Annotated in this window: 16 protein-coding genes; 15 read left to right on the plus strand and 1 reads right to left on the minus strand. The window is 32.4% G+C overall.

Annotated features, from left to right (window positions below):
• Nucleotides 1–6 precede the first annotated feature (6 nt).
• Entirely contained in the window at nt 7–849 is an 843-nt protein-coding gene (locus tag HY951_16320) for a 1-acyl-sn-glycerol-3-phosphate acyltransferase (GenBank protein MBI5541626.1), read from the minus strand.
• 232 nt (nt 850–1,081) lie between these two features.
• Here HY951_16320 and HY951_16325 point away from each other — a divergent pair, with 232 nt between their 5' ends.
• The 15 genes from HY951_16325 to HY951_16395 all read left to right on the plus strand — a co-directional run.
• The gene (locus tag HY951_16325; protein MBI5541627.1) at nt 1,082–1,552 is read left to right on the plus strand and encodes a division/cell wall cluster transcriptional repressor MraZ; all 471 of its coding nucleotides are present in this window, start codon (nt 1,082–1,084) and stop codon (nt 1,550–1,552) included.
• Entirely contained in the window at nt 1,549–2,454 is a 906-nt protein-coding gene (rsmH, locus tag HY951_16330; protein MBI5541628.1) for a 16S rRNA (cytosine(1402)-N(4))-methyltransferase RsmH, read from the plus strand. Before HY951_16325 ends, rsmH begins: the two co-directional genes overlap by 4 nt.
• A complete protein-coding gene (locus tag HY951_16335) occupies nt 2,447–2,860 on the plus strand; it encodes a hypothetical protein (GenBank protein ID MBI5541629.1) in 414 nt (137 codons plus the stop codon). The genes rsmH and HY951_16335 overlap by 8 nt, the downstream gene beginning before the upstream one ends.
• Nucleotides 2,861–4,978, plus strand: coding sequence for a transpeptidase family protein (locus HY951_16340; protein MBI5541630.1), 2,118 nt, complete (start codon nt 2,861–2,863; stop codon nt 4,976–4,978).
• A gap of 1 nt (nt 4,979) precedes the next feature.
• Nucleotides 4,980–6,440 carry a UDP-N-acetylmuramoyl-L-alanyl-D-glutamate--2,6-diaminopimelate ligase gene (locus tag HY951_16345; protein ID MBI5541631.1) on the plus strand — a complete coding sequence of 487 codons (1,461 nt, stop codon included), beginning with the start codon at nt 4,980–4,982 and terminating at the stop codon, nt 6,438–6,440.
• Nucleotide 6,441: 1 nt separating this feature from the next.
• Nucleotides 6,442–7,698 (plus strand): phospho-N-acetylmuramoyl-pentapeptide-transferase, encoded by a 1,257-nt coding sequence (locus HY951_16350; protein ID MBI5541632.1) that lies wholly within the window; start codon nt 6,442–6,444, stop codon nt 7,696–7,698.
• Nucleotides 7,695–9,035, plus strand: coding sequence for a UDP-N-acetylmuramoyl-L-alanine--D-glutamate ligase (gene murD / locus HY951_16355; protein MBI5541633.1), 1,341 nt, complete (start codon nt 7,695–7,697; stop codon nt 9,033–9,035). The genes HY951_16350 and murD overlap by 4 nt, the downstream gene beginning before the upstream one ends.
• A 10-nt stretch (nt 9,036–9,045) precedes the next feature.
• Nucleotides 9,046–10,209, plus strand: a complete 1,164-nt coding sequence (locus HY951_16360; GenBank protein ID MBI5541634.1) for an FtsW/RodA/SpoVE family cell cycle protein — start codon at nt 9,046–9,048, stop codon at nt 10,207–10,209.
• Nucleotides 10,184–11,308, plus strand: coding sequence for an undecaprenyldiphospho-muramoylpentapeptide beta-N-acetylglucosaminyltransferase (gene murG / locus HY951_16365; protein ID MBI5541635.1), 1,125 nt, complete (start codon nt 10,184–10,186; stop codon nt 11,306–11,308). The genes HY951_16360 and murG overlap by 26 nt, the downstream gene beginning before the upstream one ends.
• Nucleotides 11,308–12,687 (plus strand): UDP-N-acetylmuramate--L-alanine ligase, encoded by a 1,380-nt coding sequence (locus HY951_16370; GenBank protein MBI5541636.1) that lies wholly within the window; start codon nt 11,308–11,310, stop codon nt 12,685–12,687. Before murG ends, HY951_16370 begins: the two co-directional genes overlap by 1 nt.
• Nucleotide 12,688: 1 nt before the next feature.
• On the plus strand, nt 12,689–13,519 hold the full coding sequence (locus HY951_16375) for a hypothetical protein (GenBank protein MBI5541637.1): 831 nt from the start codon (nt 12,689–12,691) through the stop codon (nt 13,517–13,519).
• Nucleotides 13,503–14,876, plus strand: a complete 1,374-nt coding sequence (gene ftsA, locus HY951_16380; GenBank protein ID MBI5541638.1) for a cell division protein FtsA — start codon at nt 13,503–13,505, stop codon at nt 14,874–14,876. The genes HY951_16375 and ftsA overlap by 17 nt, the downstream gene beginning before the upstream one ends.
• A gap of 26 nt (nt 14,877–14,902) precedes the next feature.
• Nucleotides 14,903–16,276: a cell division protein FtsZ gene (gene ftsZ, locus HY951_16385; GenBank protein MBI5541639.1), complete on the plus strand. Its 1,374-nt coding sequence runs from the start codon at nt 14,903–14,905 to the stop codon at nt 16,274–16,276.
• 11 nt (nt 16,277–16,287) lie between these two features.
• On the plus strand, nt 16,288–16,740 hold the full coding sequence (locus tag HY951_16390) for a GatB/YqeY domain-containing protein (protein MBI5541640.1): 453 nt from the start codon (nt 16,288–16,290) through the stop codon (nt 16,738–16,740).
• A 167-nt stretch (nt 16,741–16,907) separates the two neighbouring features.
• The coding region (locus HY951_16395) for a glycosyltransferase family 39 protein (GenBank protein ID MBI5541641.1) at nt 16,908–18,472 on the plus strand (1,565 nt) is incomplete at its 3' end.

Here is an 18,472-nt window from a genome sequence, read left to right on the forward strand (position 1 = left end):
GCTGTGTCATACAATTTTCTCCTTAAGTGAATATACCAATTTCTGCATTTTTGATGCCCAATAAGCTGAACTATATGTTTTGTCAAATGACAGATAAGAAACAGGTTGACCAAAAACTAAAGTGAATTTCTTTCCAGTTTGTTTATACATTTCATTTGGTAAGTAAAACATCTCAATATTTGCTTTTATTCCAAAGAATTTTCTAATTCTAGCCAGCCTGTAAAAAAAATCCGAATTTCTCGCCTGAATATAAACTGGCACAATATCACGTTTATGTTTTATTGCAAGGTTAATAAAACTTTTTTTCCATTCGGGATCTAATATTTGTCCTTTAATTTTCCTTGATACCAAACCTGCAGGATAAAAAAGAACCTGAAAAGGACTTTGAAAAACTTCATCAAATTTTCTAACTGCATCTTTACTTTGAGCACCAAATAAATTTATTGGAACAAAAATAGGATCATAATTTTTAAGGTTTAACAAAACATCATTAACCATAAAGCGAGTTTCACCAAAATTTTCGTAAACAATATCTATCATACACATACTATCAATTGCACCCTGAGGATGATTTGCAATAAAAAGATAGTTTTTGTCTTTAGGAATATTTTCAATTCCTATTACTTCCTGAGTTATACTAAAAAGTTTGAGAACTGCACGAACAAAATCAATTCCATACAAGTTCTTATTCTCCTCAAGAAAACGATTAATTTCTTCCTGATGTAATATTCTTTTAATGTAACGAATTAGAAATTTTGGTAATGCTTTGGCCATTCGAGGACTTTTCCCCTTAATAATAGCCTCAACATCAATCTTTACCGCTTCATTATCTCGTCTCTTTTCCTGCATTAAAAATCACTATTAATTATTCTTTGGCAAATTCAAAGGTAATCAAACAAAAATTTACTTCATAAAAATGAACTTTGTTTTTCAAGAAAAAGCTCACCCTTACAATCAGCTGATAATCAATCAATAATTTTTGGTGATTAAAAAGTTATCAACATTGTGGGAAATTGTGGTAAATTTTGGTAAAAAGTGGGAAAAGTTTTTTTATTTTTGAAAATTCTAATCTCACAATGCTATGACCACGTTTATAGGCGATTATCCTTGCAAAGCAGATTCCAAAGGGCGAATCATGCTTCCTTCTGCCTTTAAAAAACAGATGGGTGGTACCGTTCAGGACAGGTTTGTGGTAAAAAAAGATATTTTCGAAAAGTGCCTTGTTCTTTACCCTATGGACGAATGGGAAAGACAGGTTAAAATGTTAAGAAGCCGCATTAACCCTTACAACAGAGACCATAACAAGTTTTTACGAGAATTTTATAAGGGCACTGCAGAAATTATACTTGATGCCAACAATAGAATGCTTGTTCCCAGAAGATTACTCGAATGGGCTGGAATTATTACCGGAGATGTAGTACTTGCCGGACAAGATGGAAGAATTTTAGTTTTAGATAAAGCAATTTATGAAAGTGGCAGTATGAACGAAGACGATTTTGCATCATTAGCTGAAAAAATTCTTGGTGGACCATTGAACAATAATGAAGAATGACAGAATACCATACTCCCGTTCTTTTAAATGAAAGTATTGAAGGTTTAAATATCGATCCGGAAGGAATTTATGTTGACCTAACATTTGGCAGTGGTGGACATTCCGGTGAAATATTAAAAAAATTAAAGGGAGGAAAGTTAATATCATTCGACCAGGATGAAGATGCAAAGCAAAATGCAATTAAAGATGAACGCTTTGTTTTTGTGCAGGGGAATTTCAGGTTCTTTAAAAATTTTTTGTTGTATCTGGGTTTTGAAAAAGTTAACGGAATTTTTGCAGACTTAGGTGTTTCGTCAAATCATTTCGATAAAACAGAAAGAGGTTTTTCATTTAGAAGTGAAGGCTTGTTAGATATGAGAATGAACACATCGGCAAAACTAACCGCAGCACATCTTGTTAACACACTGGCACCCGAAAAATTATCAAATATTCTTTATGAATATGGCGAAATTCGGAATGCTCATCAGGTAGCAGGATTAATAGTAAAAGCCCGTAATGCAAAGACTATTGAAACGACTTTTGATTTATGCAAGGCACTCTTACCTCTCACTCCCAAAGGCTTCGAACACAAATTTTTAGCAAAAGTTTTTCAGGCATTAAGAATTGAAGTAAATGCCGAAATGGAAGCATTGCGCGAAATGTTAGAACAAACTCCAGAAATGATAATATCAGGCGGTAGGTTAGTAATCCTAACATATCACTCATTAGAAGACAGGTTGGTTAAGAATTTTATGAGATCTGGAAACTTTGAGGGAAAAACTGAGAGCGATGTGTTTGGAAATATTAATAGATTACCTTTTAAAGTATTTAATAACAAAGTAATTATTCCTAACGAAACAGAAATAAATCAAAACTCTAGAGCAAGAAGTGCAAAACTAAGAATTGCAATTAAAAATGACTGAGGAAAAAGAAAATATTGAAAATAAAGTAACAGAAGAAACTAATGTTTCAGAAAACTCTAACAAGGAAGAGCAGAAGAATTCACGCTCCAATCCTTTCAGAGCCTTAATGGACGGAACATTACTTTCTAAAGAAATTCTTCGAAAACAATTTCCATTTGTTCTTTTCTTAACATTAATCGCAATAGCTTTTATTGCCAACAGATATGCTGCAGAAAAAATTGTCAGAAATACAGAAACACTAAAAACCGAATTAAAAGAATTAAGAGCTGAACAAATATCAGTAACATCAGAACTAATGCAACTAAGTCAACAAAGTGAAGTTGTGAAATTAGTTACAACAAATCAACTGGGACTTTCAGAATCAATAGACCCACCAAAAAAAATAATAGTAAAAGAAAAAGAATAAATGGCAGAACTGCGCAAAGATATATTATGGCGAATGGCACTCCTTTATATTTTAATGGGAGGTTTTGCTATTATTATCATGGGCAGAATTCTTTATATACAAGTTGTTGAAGGCAATAAGTGGAAATCAAAAGCCAGCGAACTTACAAAAAAAGATATAATTATTGAACCTATGCGCGGAGAGATTTACTCAGGCGACGGTAGGGTTCTTGCAAGCTCAGTTCCTTTATACGAAATAAGATTTGACACTAAAGCCGAGGGAATAAAAAAAGAATTTTTCAGAGCAAATGTTGATTCACTATCTATTTGTTTAGCGAATCTTTTTGGTGATAAAACTGCTGCAGAATACAAATCCATTCTAAAACTTGCATATCAAACAGGAAGTCGATATCAATTAATAAAAAGAAAAGTTACATATTCAGAACTTAAAAAAATGAAAGAATTTCCTATTTTCAAATTAGGAAAAAATAAAGGTGGATTTATTGCAATTCAAACAAGCAGAAGAGCCAAGCCATTTGGCATGTTAGCTTCACGAACAATCGGTTACGTAACAAAAGAAAGAGTAGTTGTTGGGATTGAAGGTGCTTTCGATCAATATCTGAGGGGAAAACAAGGTGTAGAATTAATGCAGAAACTTGCAGGAAACATTTGGATGCCAGTTAATAACGGCAACGAAGTTGAACCTCAGGACGGTTATGACGTATTCAGCACTATCGATATAAACTTACAGGACGTAGCACAAAACGCACTATTAAAACAGCTTGTTGCTAACAATGCTCACCATGGATGCGCAATATTAATGGAAGTTGAAACAGGAGAAATTAAGGCTATTGCAAATCTTGAAAAAACAGAGACAGACCCAACAGGTTATGCCGACAACTACAATTATGCAATTGGAGAAAGTTCAGAACCTGGATCTACATTTAAGTTAATATCAATGCTGGCAGCCCTTGAAGAAGGCTTTATTGAACTAGACGATACAATAAATACAGGTAACGGTATTGCTGTATTTTATGGATCAAAAATGAAAGACTCTCATGAAGGTGGTTATGGCAATATTTCAGCAAAAGATGTATTTGCAGTTTCATCAAATGTAGGAGTATCAAAAATAATATCACATTATTTTTCTAAAGAACCACATCGCTTTATTGACAGAATTTACAAATTAAAATTAAACGAAAAACTTGGATTAGATATTAAAGGTGAAGGCATGCCTTTCGTAAAAGATCCATCAGATTCAACATGGTCAGGAATATCGTTACCCTGGATTTCTGTTGGATACGAAATAAGATTAACCCCACTTCAAATTCTAACAGTTTACAATGCAGTTGCGAATAATGGCAGAATGGTAAAACCAAAACTAGTAAAAGCTCTTAAATTTCGCGGTGAAACAATTAAAGAATATCCTGCTGAAATTATTGTACCATCTATTTGCTCAAACGAAACACTTAAAAAGCTAAAGATAATGTTAGAAAGTGTTGTTGAAAATGGAACTGCAAAAAGCTTAAGAAGTCCATTATATAAAATAGCCGGAAAAACAGGAACAGCACAGGTTGCAAAAGGTAAGAGCGGATATAAAGATTTAAGTTATAAAGCTTCATTTGTAGGATATTTTCCAGCAGATAATCCTAAATATAGTTGCATTGTTGTAATAAATGATCCTGATTTTAAAACAACAGGTGCATATTATGGTGGTGCAGTAGCAGGTCCGGTTTTTAAAGAGATTTCAGACAAAGTTTATGCTACAAGTATTGATATTCATAAACCATTAAATATCGCATCAACACTTACTAGCAATTTTCCGATTGCAAAAAACGGAAATAAACAAGATTTGGAATACTTATATAAAAATATTGGAATATCTGCAAGAACTACCTCAATCACTTCTGATTGGGTGGCAGTTACAGGAAATCAAAAAGGAATAATTCTTAAAAACACAAGTGTAAAACCAAATCAGGTGCCTAATGTTATAGGAATGGGATTGCGAGATGCACTGTTTTTACTTGAGAATTGCGGATTACAAGTTAAACCAACAGGAAAAGGAATAATAAAATCTCAGTCTATTCCAGCTGGGACAAAAACATATAATGGTCAAACAATAACTATTGAATTAGGTTAAAGTGAAAAAATTATCTGAAATATTGCAAAACATTCCGGTTATCCAAATAGTTGGTAATCCTGATGTTTCTGTGTATAAAATTTACATCGATTCGCGTTTTGTAACAAATAACTCAATATTTATTGCAATTCGTGGAGCACAGGTTGATGGACATAGTTTTATAGATCAGGTAATCAAAGGCGGTTCAAAAGCTATTATTTGTGAGGATATTCCAGCTGAAACAAAACCTGAAATCACTTACGTAAAAGTAGGTGATACAACTTTACTTGCAGGACCAATAGCAGCTTCATATTATGATAATCCGTCTTCAAAATTGAAAGTTGTTGGAATAACAGGTACAAATGGTAAAACAACAATCGCTACATTGTTATATAAATTATTTCGCAGAATGGGTCACCGTTCAGGATTAATTTCTACTGTAGTTAATTATGTAGACTCTAAATCTTTTGATAGCACACATACAACCCCTGATGCAGTTCAGATTCAGAAACTAATGTATAAAATGGTTGAAGCCGGTTGCAGATATTGCTTTATGGAAGTAAGTTCACATTCAATAGCTCAACATAGAATAAATGGTATAAATTTTTCTGGCGGTGTGTTTACAAATCTGACACATGATCATTTAGATTATCACAAAACATTTGAAGAATATTTATCAGTAAAAAAGAAATTCTTCGACAATTTACCTGTAAACACTTTTGCTCTAACTAATGCTGACGACAAGAACGGAAAAGTAATGACTCAAAATACAAAAGCAAATATTAAAACATATTCGCTTCATTCGATGTCAGATTTTAATGCAGCAATTCTGGAGAGTCATATTGATGGCATGTTGTTAAATATTAACAACACAGAAATGTGGACAAGATTAATAGGAAAATTTAATGCAAGTAACATTCTGGCAATATATTCAACAGCAATATTACTTAATGCAGATAAAGAAAAAATAATGTTAGAGCTAAGCGATTTAACTGCTGTAGATGGTCGTTTTGAATATTTTACTTCATCTGATGGGTGTACTGCAGTTGTTGACTATGCACATACTCCCGACGCACTTGTAAATGTATTACAAACAATAAAACTACTTGTAAAAAAAGACAATAAAATTATAACAGTAGTTGGAGCAGGCGGAAATCGTGATAAAACAAAGCGTCCTGTAATGGCAAAAGTAAGTGCAGAGCTAAGTGATAAAGTTATTCTAACAGCAGATAATCCACGCAGTGAATTAGCGGAAAATATTATTGCAGACATGAAGACAGGTCTTGATGCTGAATTATCTAAGAAAGTATTGACAATTATTGACCGCCGTGAAGCAATTCGTGCCGCATGTCAATTTGCAACAAAAGGAGATATGATTCTGATTGCAGGAAAAGGTCATGAAACTTATCAGGAAATTAACGGAGTAAAAACCCATTTTGATGATAGGGAAGTTGTAAAAGAAATTTTTAAAGAAAAGAAATAGTATGCTATATTACTTATTTTCATATTTAGATAAAATAGATTTTCCCGGTGCCGGGGTTTTCCATTATATTTCATTCAGGTCAGCAATGGCTCTGATAACATCATTAATTATTTCATTGCTTTTCGGTAAAAAAATAATTCGTTTCTTACAGAAAAAACAAATTGGAGAAGTTGTAAGAGATCTTGGACTTGAAGGTCAATTACAAAAACAAGGAACCCCAACAATGGGCGGTGTTATAATTCTTGGATCCATTATTATTCCTACACTATTATTTGCTAAAATTCATAACATATATATTATCATCCTGTTAGTAACAACAGTATGGCTAGGATTAATGGGCTTTCTTGACGATTATATAAAAGTATTTAAACACAACAAACAGGGATTAAAAGGGAAATTTAAAATTTTAGGTCAAGTTAGCTTAGGTTTAATTCTGGGTTTAACAATATACTTTAGCGATGATATTGTTATACGTGAAAAGGCAAGTGCAAACATTGTAGAACCATCAACTGAAATAACACAATCTACGAATGCATTTGAAAGTCGTGCTGTATACATGGAAGCAAACGATACAAAATCGACAAAAACAACCATTCCATTTTTAAAAAACAATGAATTTGACTACGAATATATACTTGGATTTTTAAGTGAAACAGCCAGAAAACAATGGGTCTGGGTAGTTTTTGTTTTAGCTGTAATTTTTATTGTTACAGCCGTTTCAAATGGTGCTAATATGACTGACGGTTTAGATGGTCTGGCCACTGGTGTTTCAGCAATAATTGGAACAACCCTTGGAATTCTTGCATACGTTTCTGGAAATATAATTTTTGCCGATTATCTTAACATAATGTATATCCCATATTCTGGTGAAATGGTGGTATATGCCAGTGCGTTTATTGGTGCTACAGTCGGATTTATGTGGTATAACTCCTACCCTGCTCAGGTATTTATGGGTGACACCGGAAGCTTAGCAATAGGCGGAATAATTGCTGTATTTGCAATTCTAATTAGAAAAGAAATATTGTTACCAATTCTGTGTGGAATTTTCTTTGTTGAAAATTTATCGGTAATGATGCAGGTAGGATATTTTAAATATACAAAACGCAAATTTGGTGAAGGAAGAAGATTATTTAAAATGGCTCCACTTCATCATCATTATCAAAAGAAAGGCTATGTTGAACCAAAAATAGTAACTCGTTTCTGGATTATTGCCATTATGTTAGCTGTTATAACAATTGTTACATTAAAATTGAGATAGTGAAAGAATTAATTGTCATATTAGGAGCAGGAGAAAGCGGAATAGGTTCGGCGGTATTGGCACGCATGAAAGGTTTTGACGTTTTCATTAGTGATAATGGAAATATTAAACAGAAATATCATGAGTTAATAAAAAAATATGATCTTCCATTTGAAGAAGGTGGACATTCATATGATAAGATTTTAACTGCTTCAGAAATTATCAAGAGTCCAGGCATTCCTGAAAAAGCAGAAATAATTAAAGCTATTCGTAACAAAGGTATTTCTATTGTTTCTGACATTGAATTTGCCTCACGTTACACTTCAGCCAAAACAATATGCATAACAGGCAGTAATGGAAAAACAACAACAACACTATTATTGTATCATATACTTAAAAAAGCAGGATTAAATGTAGGTGTTGCCGGAAATGTTGGTACTAGTTTCGCACTTGAAGTTGCTGAAAAGAATTTTGAATACTATGTTCTGGAATTAAGTAGTTACCAACTTGATGAGATGCATAAATTTAAAGCAGACATAGCTATTCTTTTAAATATAACACCGGACCATTTAGATAGATATAATTATGAATTTCAAAATTATATTGACAGCAAATTCCGGATAACACAAAACCAAACTGAAAACGATATTTTCATATACTGCATTGATGACGAAGTTATTTTAAAAGAACTACAAAAAAGAAATCTTAAATCACAACTTATACCATTTTCAATAACAAAAGAAATAGATAATGGTGGATATGTTCATGAAAACGAATTAAAAATTAACCTAAATAATAACCCCTTTAACATGTCAATACAAGAATTAGCTTTACAAGGAAAACACAATCAGTACAATTCGCTTGCAGCAGGTATAGCAGCGCATTTATTAAGAATTCGCAAAGATGTAATTCGCGAGTGTCTGATGGATTTTCAGGCTGTTGAACACAGATTAGAAAAAGTTCTGAAAGTGCGTGGTATCGAGTTTATAAATGACTCAAAAGCAACAAATGTCAATTCTACATGGTATGCTTTAGAAAGCATGAAAAAACCACTTGTGTGGATTGTTGGTGGAGTTGACAAAGGCAATGATTATAGTCAGCTTAATGCTTTAGTAAAAGCAAAAGTAAAAGCTATAGTTTGTCTTGGTACCGATAATTCAAAAATTTTAAAAGCATTTGAAGGTTTGGATATTCCAAAAGTAGAAACCAAATCTATGGCTGAAGCAATAAAAACTTCGTACTATCTTGCCCACGAAGGTGATGTTGTTTTGTTATCACCTGCTTGTGCTAGTTTTGATTTATTCGACAGTTATGAAGACAGAGGCAAACAATTTAAAAGAGCTGTTAGAGATTTATAATATTAAATAGATGAAAGAAGCTGTTGCAAAATTATTTAGAGGTGATGCAGTCATTTGGGGTGTGATTGCCCTGCTTTCTATTGTCTCAATTCTTGCAGTATACAGCTCAACAGGAACTCTTGCATTTAAATATCAGGATGGAAATACACTTTATTATTTAACCAGACATGGTGGTTTATTATTTCTTGGTTTAGTAATAATTTTCATTACTCATAGAATTCCATTTAATTTTTATCTAAAAATCTCAAAGCTGTTATTATATATCTCGATTCCATTATTGGCATGGACCTTAATAAAAGGAACCAATTTAAATGAAGCTTCGCGTTGGATGACTCTACCAGGAACAGGAATATCATTTCAGACTTCAGACTTTGCAAAGTTTGCATTGATATTATATATAGCCCGTTTTCTTGCACAAAACCAGGGTAATATTAAAGATTTTAAAACCGGATTCCGTTCAATAATGGTGTGGATACTTATAGTGTGTGGATTAATTTTACCGGCAAACTTCTCAACAGCAGCAATGCTTTTTGGAACTTCTTTAATTTTGTTATTTTTAGGTAGAGTACAAATAAAATATATACTTGCTGTAATTGGAATTGGACTTGTAGGTTTAATAATTTTTATTCTTATTGCAATAAATCTTCCTGAACAAAAACAAGGTAGAATTGGCACATGGAAAAAAAGAATTGAAAACTTTGTTAGTGGTCAGAGTGAGGAAAATTTTCAGGTTGAGCAATCAAAAATTGCTATTGCCACTGGTGGTTTGTTTGGGAAAGGACCGGGTAACAGTACTCAAAGAAACTTCCTGCCTCATCCTTATTCAGACTTTATTTTTGCGATAATAATTGAAGAATATGGAATATTTATTCCGTTTGGAATTATTTTCCTTTATATATTGTTATTTTATCGAGCGGGGGTTATAGTCCGAAAGTCATCAAGTGCATTTGCTGCATTTCTATCAATGGGACTGGCATTAAGTCTCATCTTTCAGGCATTTATAAACATGGCTGTTGCAGTAAATCTATTCCCCGTAACAGGACAAACTATGCCATTAGTTAGCATGGGTGGAACATCAATAATTTTCACAAGTGCTGCTTTTGGAATTATTTTAAGCGTAAGTCAAAGTGTAACTAAAACTCCCGAACATGAGTATGCAGAAGCAAAATCTTAGGGTAATTATTAGCGGTGGAGGAACAGGAGGACATATTTTTCCTGCTATTTCTATAGCTAATGCTTTAAAACAGAAAGATAGCAATACCGAAATACTTTTTGTAGGTGCCGAAGGTAAAATGGAAATGGAAAAAGTACCTGCAGCAGGATATAAAATAATTGGATTACCAGTAAGAGGTTTTCAAAGAAAACTAACTTTTCAGAATATTTCCTTTTTCTACAAACTTCTTGTTAGTATTATTAAAGCTAGAAAAATAATAAAATCATTTAAACCGGATATAGTCGTTGGTGTTGGTGGCTTTGCTTCAGGTCCAATTTTAAGAGCTGCAACAAGAATGAATATTCCAACACTCATTCAGGAACAAAATTCATTTGCAGGTGTAACAAATAAGATTCTCGGTAACAAAGTAAATAAAGTCTGTGTTGCATATGACAATATGGAAAGATTCTTTCCGAAAGAAAAAATTGTATTTACAGGAAATCCAGTTAGACAAGATCTTATAGACACTACAGGGAAAAAACATGAAGAAGCACTTTTACATTTTGGATTACAAGGAAATAAAAAAACCATATTAGTTATAGGTGGAAGTTTGGGTGCAAAAACAATTAACAGTAGTATTGAGGCTGGATTGAATAAAATCGCAGATAACAAATTACAACTAATATGGCAAACTGGTAAAGATTACTTTTATAAAGCAAAAGAAAGTGCATCAAAATTTAATAATGATGAAATAAAAGTTGCTGACTTTATTTCAAGAATGGATCTTGCATATTCTATTGCAGATGTTGTTATTTCTAGAGCTGGTGCAAGTACAATATCAGAACTTTGCATAGTAAAAAAACCCTCTATTTTAGTTCCATCACCAAATGTTGCAGAAGATCATCAGACTAAAAATGCAATGGCATTATTTAAGAATGATGCAGCAATGATGATAACAGATGCAGAAGCTCCAGAGAAATTAGTTGACGAAGTAATAAAATTACTTAAAGACGAGTTTTTGATAAATGTTTATCGCGATAATTGCGGAAAAATGGCTGTAACCAATTCTGCAGAAAAAATCGCCAATGAAATAATCTCAATAATAGAATCACATCCTTAATGAATCTGAACAATATACATAATGTTTATTTTTTAGGTATTGGCGGCATTGGCATGAGCGCTTTAGCTAAGTATTTTAAGCTTCGTGGCTGCATTGTAGAAGGATATGACCGCACTCAAACCGAGTTATGTATTGAACTTGAAAAAACTGGGATTAGTATACATTATTCTGATAATATTTCATTAATTTCTGATGTATTTAAGGATAGATCGAATAATGAAAATATCTTAGTTATAATTACACCGGCGATTCCACAAAATCACACAGAATTAAACTGGTTTAAAAATAACGGTTTTAATATTAAAAAAAGAGCCGAAATTCTTGGTGAAATAACTAAAGAATATTCAACGATTGCTGTAGCTGGCACACATGGAAAAACAACAATTTCTACATGTATTGCACATATCTATACTCATTCGAAAACAGGTTGTAATGCTTTTTTAGGTGGTATCTCAAAAAATTATGAAACAAATTTTCTTCACCAAGAAAATTGTAAAACAGCCATTGTTGAAGCAGATGAATATGATCGGTCGTTTCTTCAACTTACCCCCTCTGCCGCAATAATAACAGCAGTTGATGCAGATCATCTGGACATTTACGGAAGTTTCGAAAAAGTAAATGAAGCATTTTCAGACTTCACAAGATGTATTAAAACAAATGGCAAACTTTTATATAAAAAAGAAAGTGGATTTGTTCCTCCTGCAATAAATGCAGAAATCGCAACATATTCTGTAAGAGAAAAAGCAGATTGCACTATTTCAAATATAACATTAAACAAAGGATTGTTTACATTCTGTTTAAATACTCCATGGGGTAAAATTGAAAATATTACACCTGGAATTACCGGAATGTTTAACATTGAAAATATTGTTGCTGCTGCATCAATCTGTTTATGGGAAGGAATAAAACCAGAAGATATTAAATCGGCATTAGCCACATTTGAAGGGGTAAAAAGACGTTTTGATATTCAGGTTTCAAATTCTAAAAATATTTACATTGATGATTATGCACATCATCCCGAGGAGTTAAAAGCATTTATTTCATCAGTAAAAGAAGTGTACCCAAATAAAAAAGTTACTGGCATTTTCCAACCTCATCTTTTCACTCGTACACGCGATTTTGTTGATGGATTTGCATCATCCTTATCTTTACTTGACGAATTGTATTTACTGGATATTTATCCTGCGAGAGAATTACCCATAGAAGGAATAACAAGTAAAATAATACAGAATAAGATAAAAAACACAAAAGTAGTATCGTGCACAATTAATGATGTTTTGGAAATAATTTCAAAAAATAAACCTCAGTTACTTTTAACAATGGGAGCTGGTGATATTGATCAATATGTTAACCCCATAAAAAAAATAATTTTAAGCTAATATGAAAAAAGGATTAATCAAAAAAATAATTTCTATTGCAATATGGTCTATATTTATTGCAGTATTGGTTATTTCATTAGGTTTTTCCAGTTCACAGCTTAAGAAAGTAAAGTGCAAAGAAATCGATATTCAAATTGTTGATACTACAGGTTATAGCTTTGTTGAGGCAAAAGACATAAAGGAATTACTTAATCAGAAAGGATTTAAAATTATCGATAACAATGTTGAAGCATTTCCACTAAATAAAATAGAAACTGCATTAACAAATCATCCTTCGGTAAAATCAGCAGAAGCCTATACTACATTTGATGGGATTTTACATATTGACATTGAACAGAGAAATCCTATACTAAGAATTATAAATGAAAATAACGAAAGCTATTACATAGATAATGAAGGTGCCTTATTTCCTTTATCTGAAAAATATACAGCTCGTGTTTTAGTAGCCAACGGATCAATAAAAGAACCATATAATCTTCATTATAAAAATAACATTGAGCAAATTAAAGAAAAAGATTCTTTGTTAAATAAATTTATTATAGATGACCTTTTTGCATTAGCAAAATTCATAAAATCAAATGACTTTTATAATTCATTAATTGAACAAATATATATTAATTCAAACAATGAAATTGAATTAGTTCCAAAAATCGGAAGATTTACAATATTATTAGGAAACACAGACGACCTTAAAGATAAATTTGAAAACTTGAAAGCATTTATTCAAATTGGATTATCGCGAGAAGGTTGGGATAAATATGAAACAATAAATATAAAATATAAAAACCAAGTAGTCTGCACTAAAAAGATTGATTATGAACCAACTGAATGACATTATTTCGGCTATTGACATTGGAACAACAAAAATTGTTGCTATCATTGGCAAAAAAGAAATCGACGGCAAATTTCGAATTCTGGGAATTGGCAAAGCTCCATCAAAAGGCGTTAAACGTGGAAACGTATTAAACATCGAAGAAACTGTAAACAGTATCAAAGCTGCTGTTGAAATTGCAGAACAAAAAGCACAAATAAAAGTAACTGATGTTTACGTTGGTATTGCCGGTCAGAATATTAAATGTATAAGAAACTCAGGATATGTAAACAGACCAAGTTACGATCAGGAAATCACTGCCGAGGATGTTGACTTTTTAACACAAGACCAATATAGAATAGGGTTGGAACCTGGCGAAGAAATAATTCATGTACTTCCACAAAGCTATTCTGTAGATGGAGAAAATGGTGTTAAACCGATTGGAATTTGCGGTAAACGTCTTGAAGGTAACTTTCACATTGTTATAGGCAAAACAATGAATATTAAAAATCTTAAACGTTGCGTTGAAAGAGCGGGGTTAAGATTAAAAAGTTTGGTACTTGAGCCACTTGCATCATCATCTGCTGTTTTAACAGAAGATGAAAAAGAAGCTGGTGTAGCACTTATTGACATTGGTGGTGGCACAACTGACCTTGCAATTTATTACGAAGGAACAATAAGTCACACAGCAGTTGTACCATTTGGTGGAAATGTTTTAACAAGCGATGTAAAATCTGCTTATAATATTCTGGAAAGACATGCTGAAGAACTTAAAATGCAATTTGGTTCTGCACTTGCAGAAGCAACTGGTGATGATGAAATAGTTACTGTGCCTGGTGTTAGTGGAAGAAATGCCAAAGAAATAAGCCAGAAAAGTCTTGCAAATGTTTTACAGGCAAGAATGGAAGAAATTATTGGAGCAATAGAATTTCAAATCGAAAATTCTGGCTATGCAGATCGACTAGGTGCAGGCATAGTGCTCACAGGTGGTGGTGCTTTGTTAAAGAACCTTCCTCAACTTGTTTCTTTTAAAACAGGTCACGAAATCAGAATTGGTTACCCTATTCAATATTTAACATCTGACGTAAAAGAAGATGTAAATTCTCCTATGTACTCTACTAGTGTTGGTCTTATGATGATCGGTGAGGAAGAAATGAGAAAAAGTGGAACTCCGTCATTTGCAGAACCAATTGTTGAAGAAAAAGTTGTAGAAGCAAAAGTAAAACCTGATCTTTTCTTTGATGAAGAAGAAGAAATTGAACCTCCAAAAAAGAAAGAAAAAGTAAAAAAAGAATCTAAAATTTCATCCGGAAAAAATAAATTATTTGAAAAGCTTTCGTCACTATTTGATGATACTGACACAAAAATCAACGAATAAATTAAAAACCCTAAAACCAAATTAATATGAATGAAGAAGATTTATTAAAATTCGGATTCGCAACCCAAAGACCTTCTATAATAAAGGTACTAGGAGTTGGCGGAGGTGGCAGCAATGCTGTTAACCATATGTTTATTCAAGGTATTCGCGATGTGGACTTTGTTGTTTGTAACACAGACGTGCAGGCACTGGCAAAAAGTCCGGTTACTAACAAAATACAGCTTGGACAAACATTAACAGAAGGACTAGGTGCCGGTAACTTACCGGAACAAGGAAAACAAGCTGCAATTGAAAGCTTAAACGAAATAAACAGTTTGCTTTCTGATAATACAAGAATGGTATTTATTACTGCTGGAATGGGTGGAGGAACCGGAACAGGAGCTGCTCCTGTAATTGCAAAAGCAGCAAAAGAATTAGGTTTGCTAACCGTTGCCATTGTAACAATTCCATTCAGATTTGAAGGTCCACGCAGATTTAATCAGGCAATTGAAGGATTACGTGAATTAAAAGAACATGTTGATTCATTACTTGTTATAAACAATGAGAAATTACGAGAAATTTATGGTGACCTTCCTGTTTCAGAAGCTTTTGCAAAAGCAGATGATGTTTTAACAATAGGCGCACGTGGAATTGCAGAAGTAATAACCGTTCCAGGTCATGTAAACGTTGACTTTGCAGATGTTAGAACAGTTATGAGTAACAGTGGTGTAGCGATAATGGGAACAGGTTTTGCAGAAGGGGAAAATCGTGCACTTGAAGCTATTAAAAAAGCTCTTGCATCACCTCTTCTAAATAATAATGAAATTCGCGGTGCTAAAAACATTCTGCTAAATATTACTTCAGGAGAAAGTGAAGTTACTATGGATGAAATCGGACAAATAAGTGATTTCGTACAAGATGCTGCAGGATCAAAAGCAGACATGATTCTAGGTAGTTGTAAAGACTCATCACTTGGAAATAAAATTTCTGTAACAATTATTGCAACCGGTTTCAGCTCATCTTCTATTCCGGAACTTGGTTCAGCACCAAAAGAAAAAACTAAGAATGTGCTTAACCAAACTATTGAAGAGCCAAAAGCTGTTAACCAATCTATATCTCAAAAATCAATTGAATTTGAGATTAAACCTAAACAAACTGAATCTAAAGCTGAATTAAATATCGAGACAAAGCCGGAAACTTCATTAACAAATAATGACAAGAAAAATATTTTAACTGATTTAAGCAATTCCGAGCAAGTAGATCAGCTTGAGAATATCCCGGCATATATGAGAAAACAAATTACAGTTGAAGATAAGAATTATTCAGCTTCTACTGATAAATCAAATTATACCATTTCAAAAAATGCAAATGGTATTCAACTAAAAGAGAATAATCCATATTTACATGATAACGTTGATTAAATAAAAAAACTATGTCACTATTTGATCAGATAAGTAACGATATTAAAGCTGCTATGCTTGCACGTGAAAGCGGAAAACTTGAGGCTTTAAGAAGCATAAAAGCAGCTATGCTTTTAGCCAAAACAGAAGGTGCTAATTCAGAAATCAGTCATGAAAAAGAACTTTCTATTATTCAAAAACTTTTTAAACAGAGAAAAGAATCTGCAGAAATTTACACTAAAAATAATCGTCAGGAATTAGCAGATAAAGAATTATTTGAAGCTGGAATAATAGAACAGTATCTGCCAAAACCACCTTCTGACGAAGAAATTACAACTATTTTAAAAGAAATTATAGAACAAACCGGAGCAAAATCACCTGCCGAAATGGGGAAAGTTATGGGAGTTGCTACAAAAAGATTTGCCGGTACTGTTGATGGAAAAATAATTTCTGAAAAAGTAAAACAATTACTTTCAAACTCTTAGAACATTTTTTAGGGTTTCATTCTGTTGGTTTTTAGGGTAGCCCCGGTTGTAATGACCGGGGCTTGGTTTTTAAAATAACACTTAAATAAACAGTTTTGGGTAAATTTATTTCATTAAACAAAATTCTGTTTATCTTAGCAAAATAATAACCGATAAAACCATAAAATATGGTTAATTCTTCATACGTTAAAATTCCTGGTTTCAATATTGGTCTACTAAATGTAATTCTTTTTGCATTGTGTTTCATACTGTACGGAAATACAATTCCAAATCATTATTCATTAGACGACGAATTAGTTTCATATAACAATAAACGTATTGAAGGTGGAATAAAAGCAATACCAGGTATCTGGTCAACATTTTATTCAGAAGGAAAATTAAGATATGAATACAGACCTGTAGTAAAAACATCATTTGCTCTCGAATATCAGCTTTTCAAACAAAATCCACATGTAAGTCATTTTATTAATATATTGTTATACGCTTTAACAGTTTTAGTTCTTTTCAAAATTCTACAAAAACTTTTTTCTTCTTATAGCCCATTACTTGCTTTTTTTGCAGTTGTATTATTTACCCTGCATCCAGTACATACAGAAGTAGTGGCATCTTTAAAAAACCGCGATGAATTACTCAGTTTTCTTGGTTGTGTGATTTCATTATTTTTTATAATGAGATATGCAGATACTTCCAAAATAAAATTCATATTATTTGCCTTAATCTCATATATTCTTGCTTATCTCTCAAAATCGAGCGCAATTGTATTTGTTGCAATAATTCCTTTAGTATTGTATTTTTATGGAAAAACATCAATTAAAAAAATCGGATTAATCTTTTTGATTATACTGATTGCTATGTTTGCTGCCCGCTTTGTTCCAAAAGCAATATTACCGGCACCAAACAGAGATGTATTTTTCTTCGAAAATCCATTGTATTTTTATAATGCACTTCAATATAAAATTCCTATGGGATTTTTATCTTTATTATTTTATATAAAAATTTTACTATTCCCACATCCATTGGTTTTTTATTATGGGTATAATATGATTCCAATAGTTTCGGTAACAAATATGTGGGTTATTATTTCTATTGTTATATATCTGACTCTTTTTATTTACAGCATTTTTGGAATTAAAAAAAGGACAGTTTTGTCATTTGCAATTTTATATTTTCTGATTACTATTTCCTTGTTCTCTAATTTGTTTAAACCTGCTATGGGTATTGTGGCGGAGAGATATGTTTATGCTGCATCATTGGGATTTTGTCTGGCTATTGCATATTTATTTATGAAAATAACAAATCTTACAATTGTTAAAGAAAGAATCTCTAGAAGGGATTGGATAAAAATTTTAATTCCCATCTTGATAATCGGAATCCCCTACTCTGCTAAAACAATTTCACGAAATCCGGATTGGAATACACATATGTCATTATATAGGCACGATATAAAATACCTTAAAAATTCGGCAAAAGCAAATGCGCTAATCGCAACACAAATTATTGGTGAAGCAAATGACTGCCTGAATCGTGGAGAAATGCCTTCTAACTTGCGAGAAAAAGCAGATTCCAGTATAATGTTTTATGAGAAATCTATTAAGGTTATGCCATCATATTATACAAGTTATAACAATATAGGCAATGTATATGTTAACCTGATGGTTCCTTTTGAACAGGACTCATTAAAAAGAAACGAACTTTATTATAAAGCCAATGTTAATTTTCGCAAAGCTTTAAA

The sequence above is a fragment of the Bacteroidia bacterium genome (assembly GCA_016218155.1).
Classification (GTDB): domain Bacteria; phylum Bacteroidota; class Bacteroidia; order Bacteroidales; family GWA2-32-17; genus GWA2-32-17.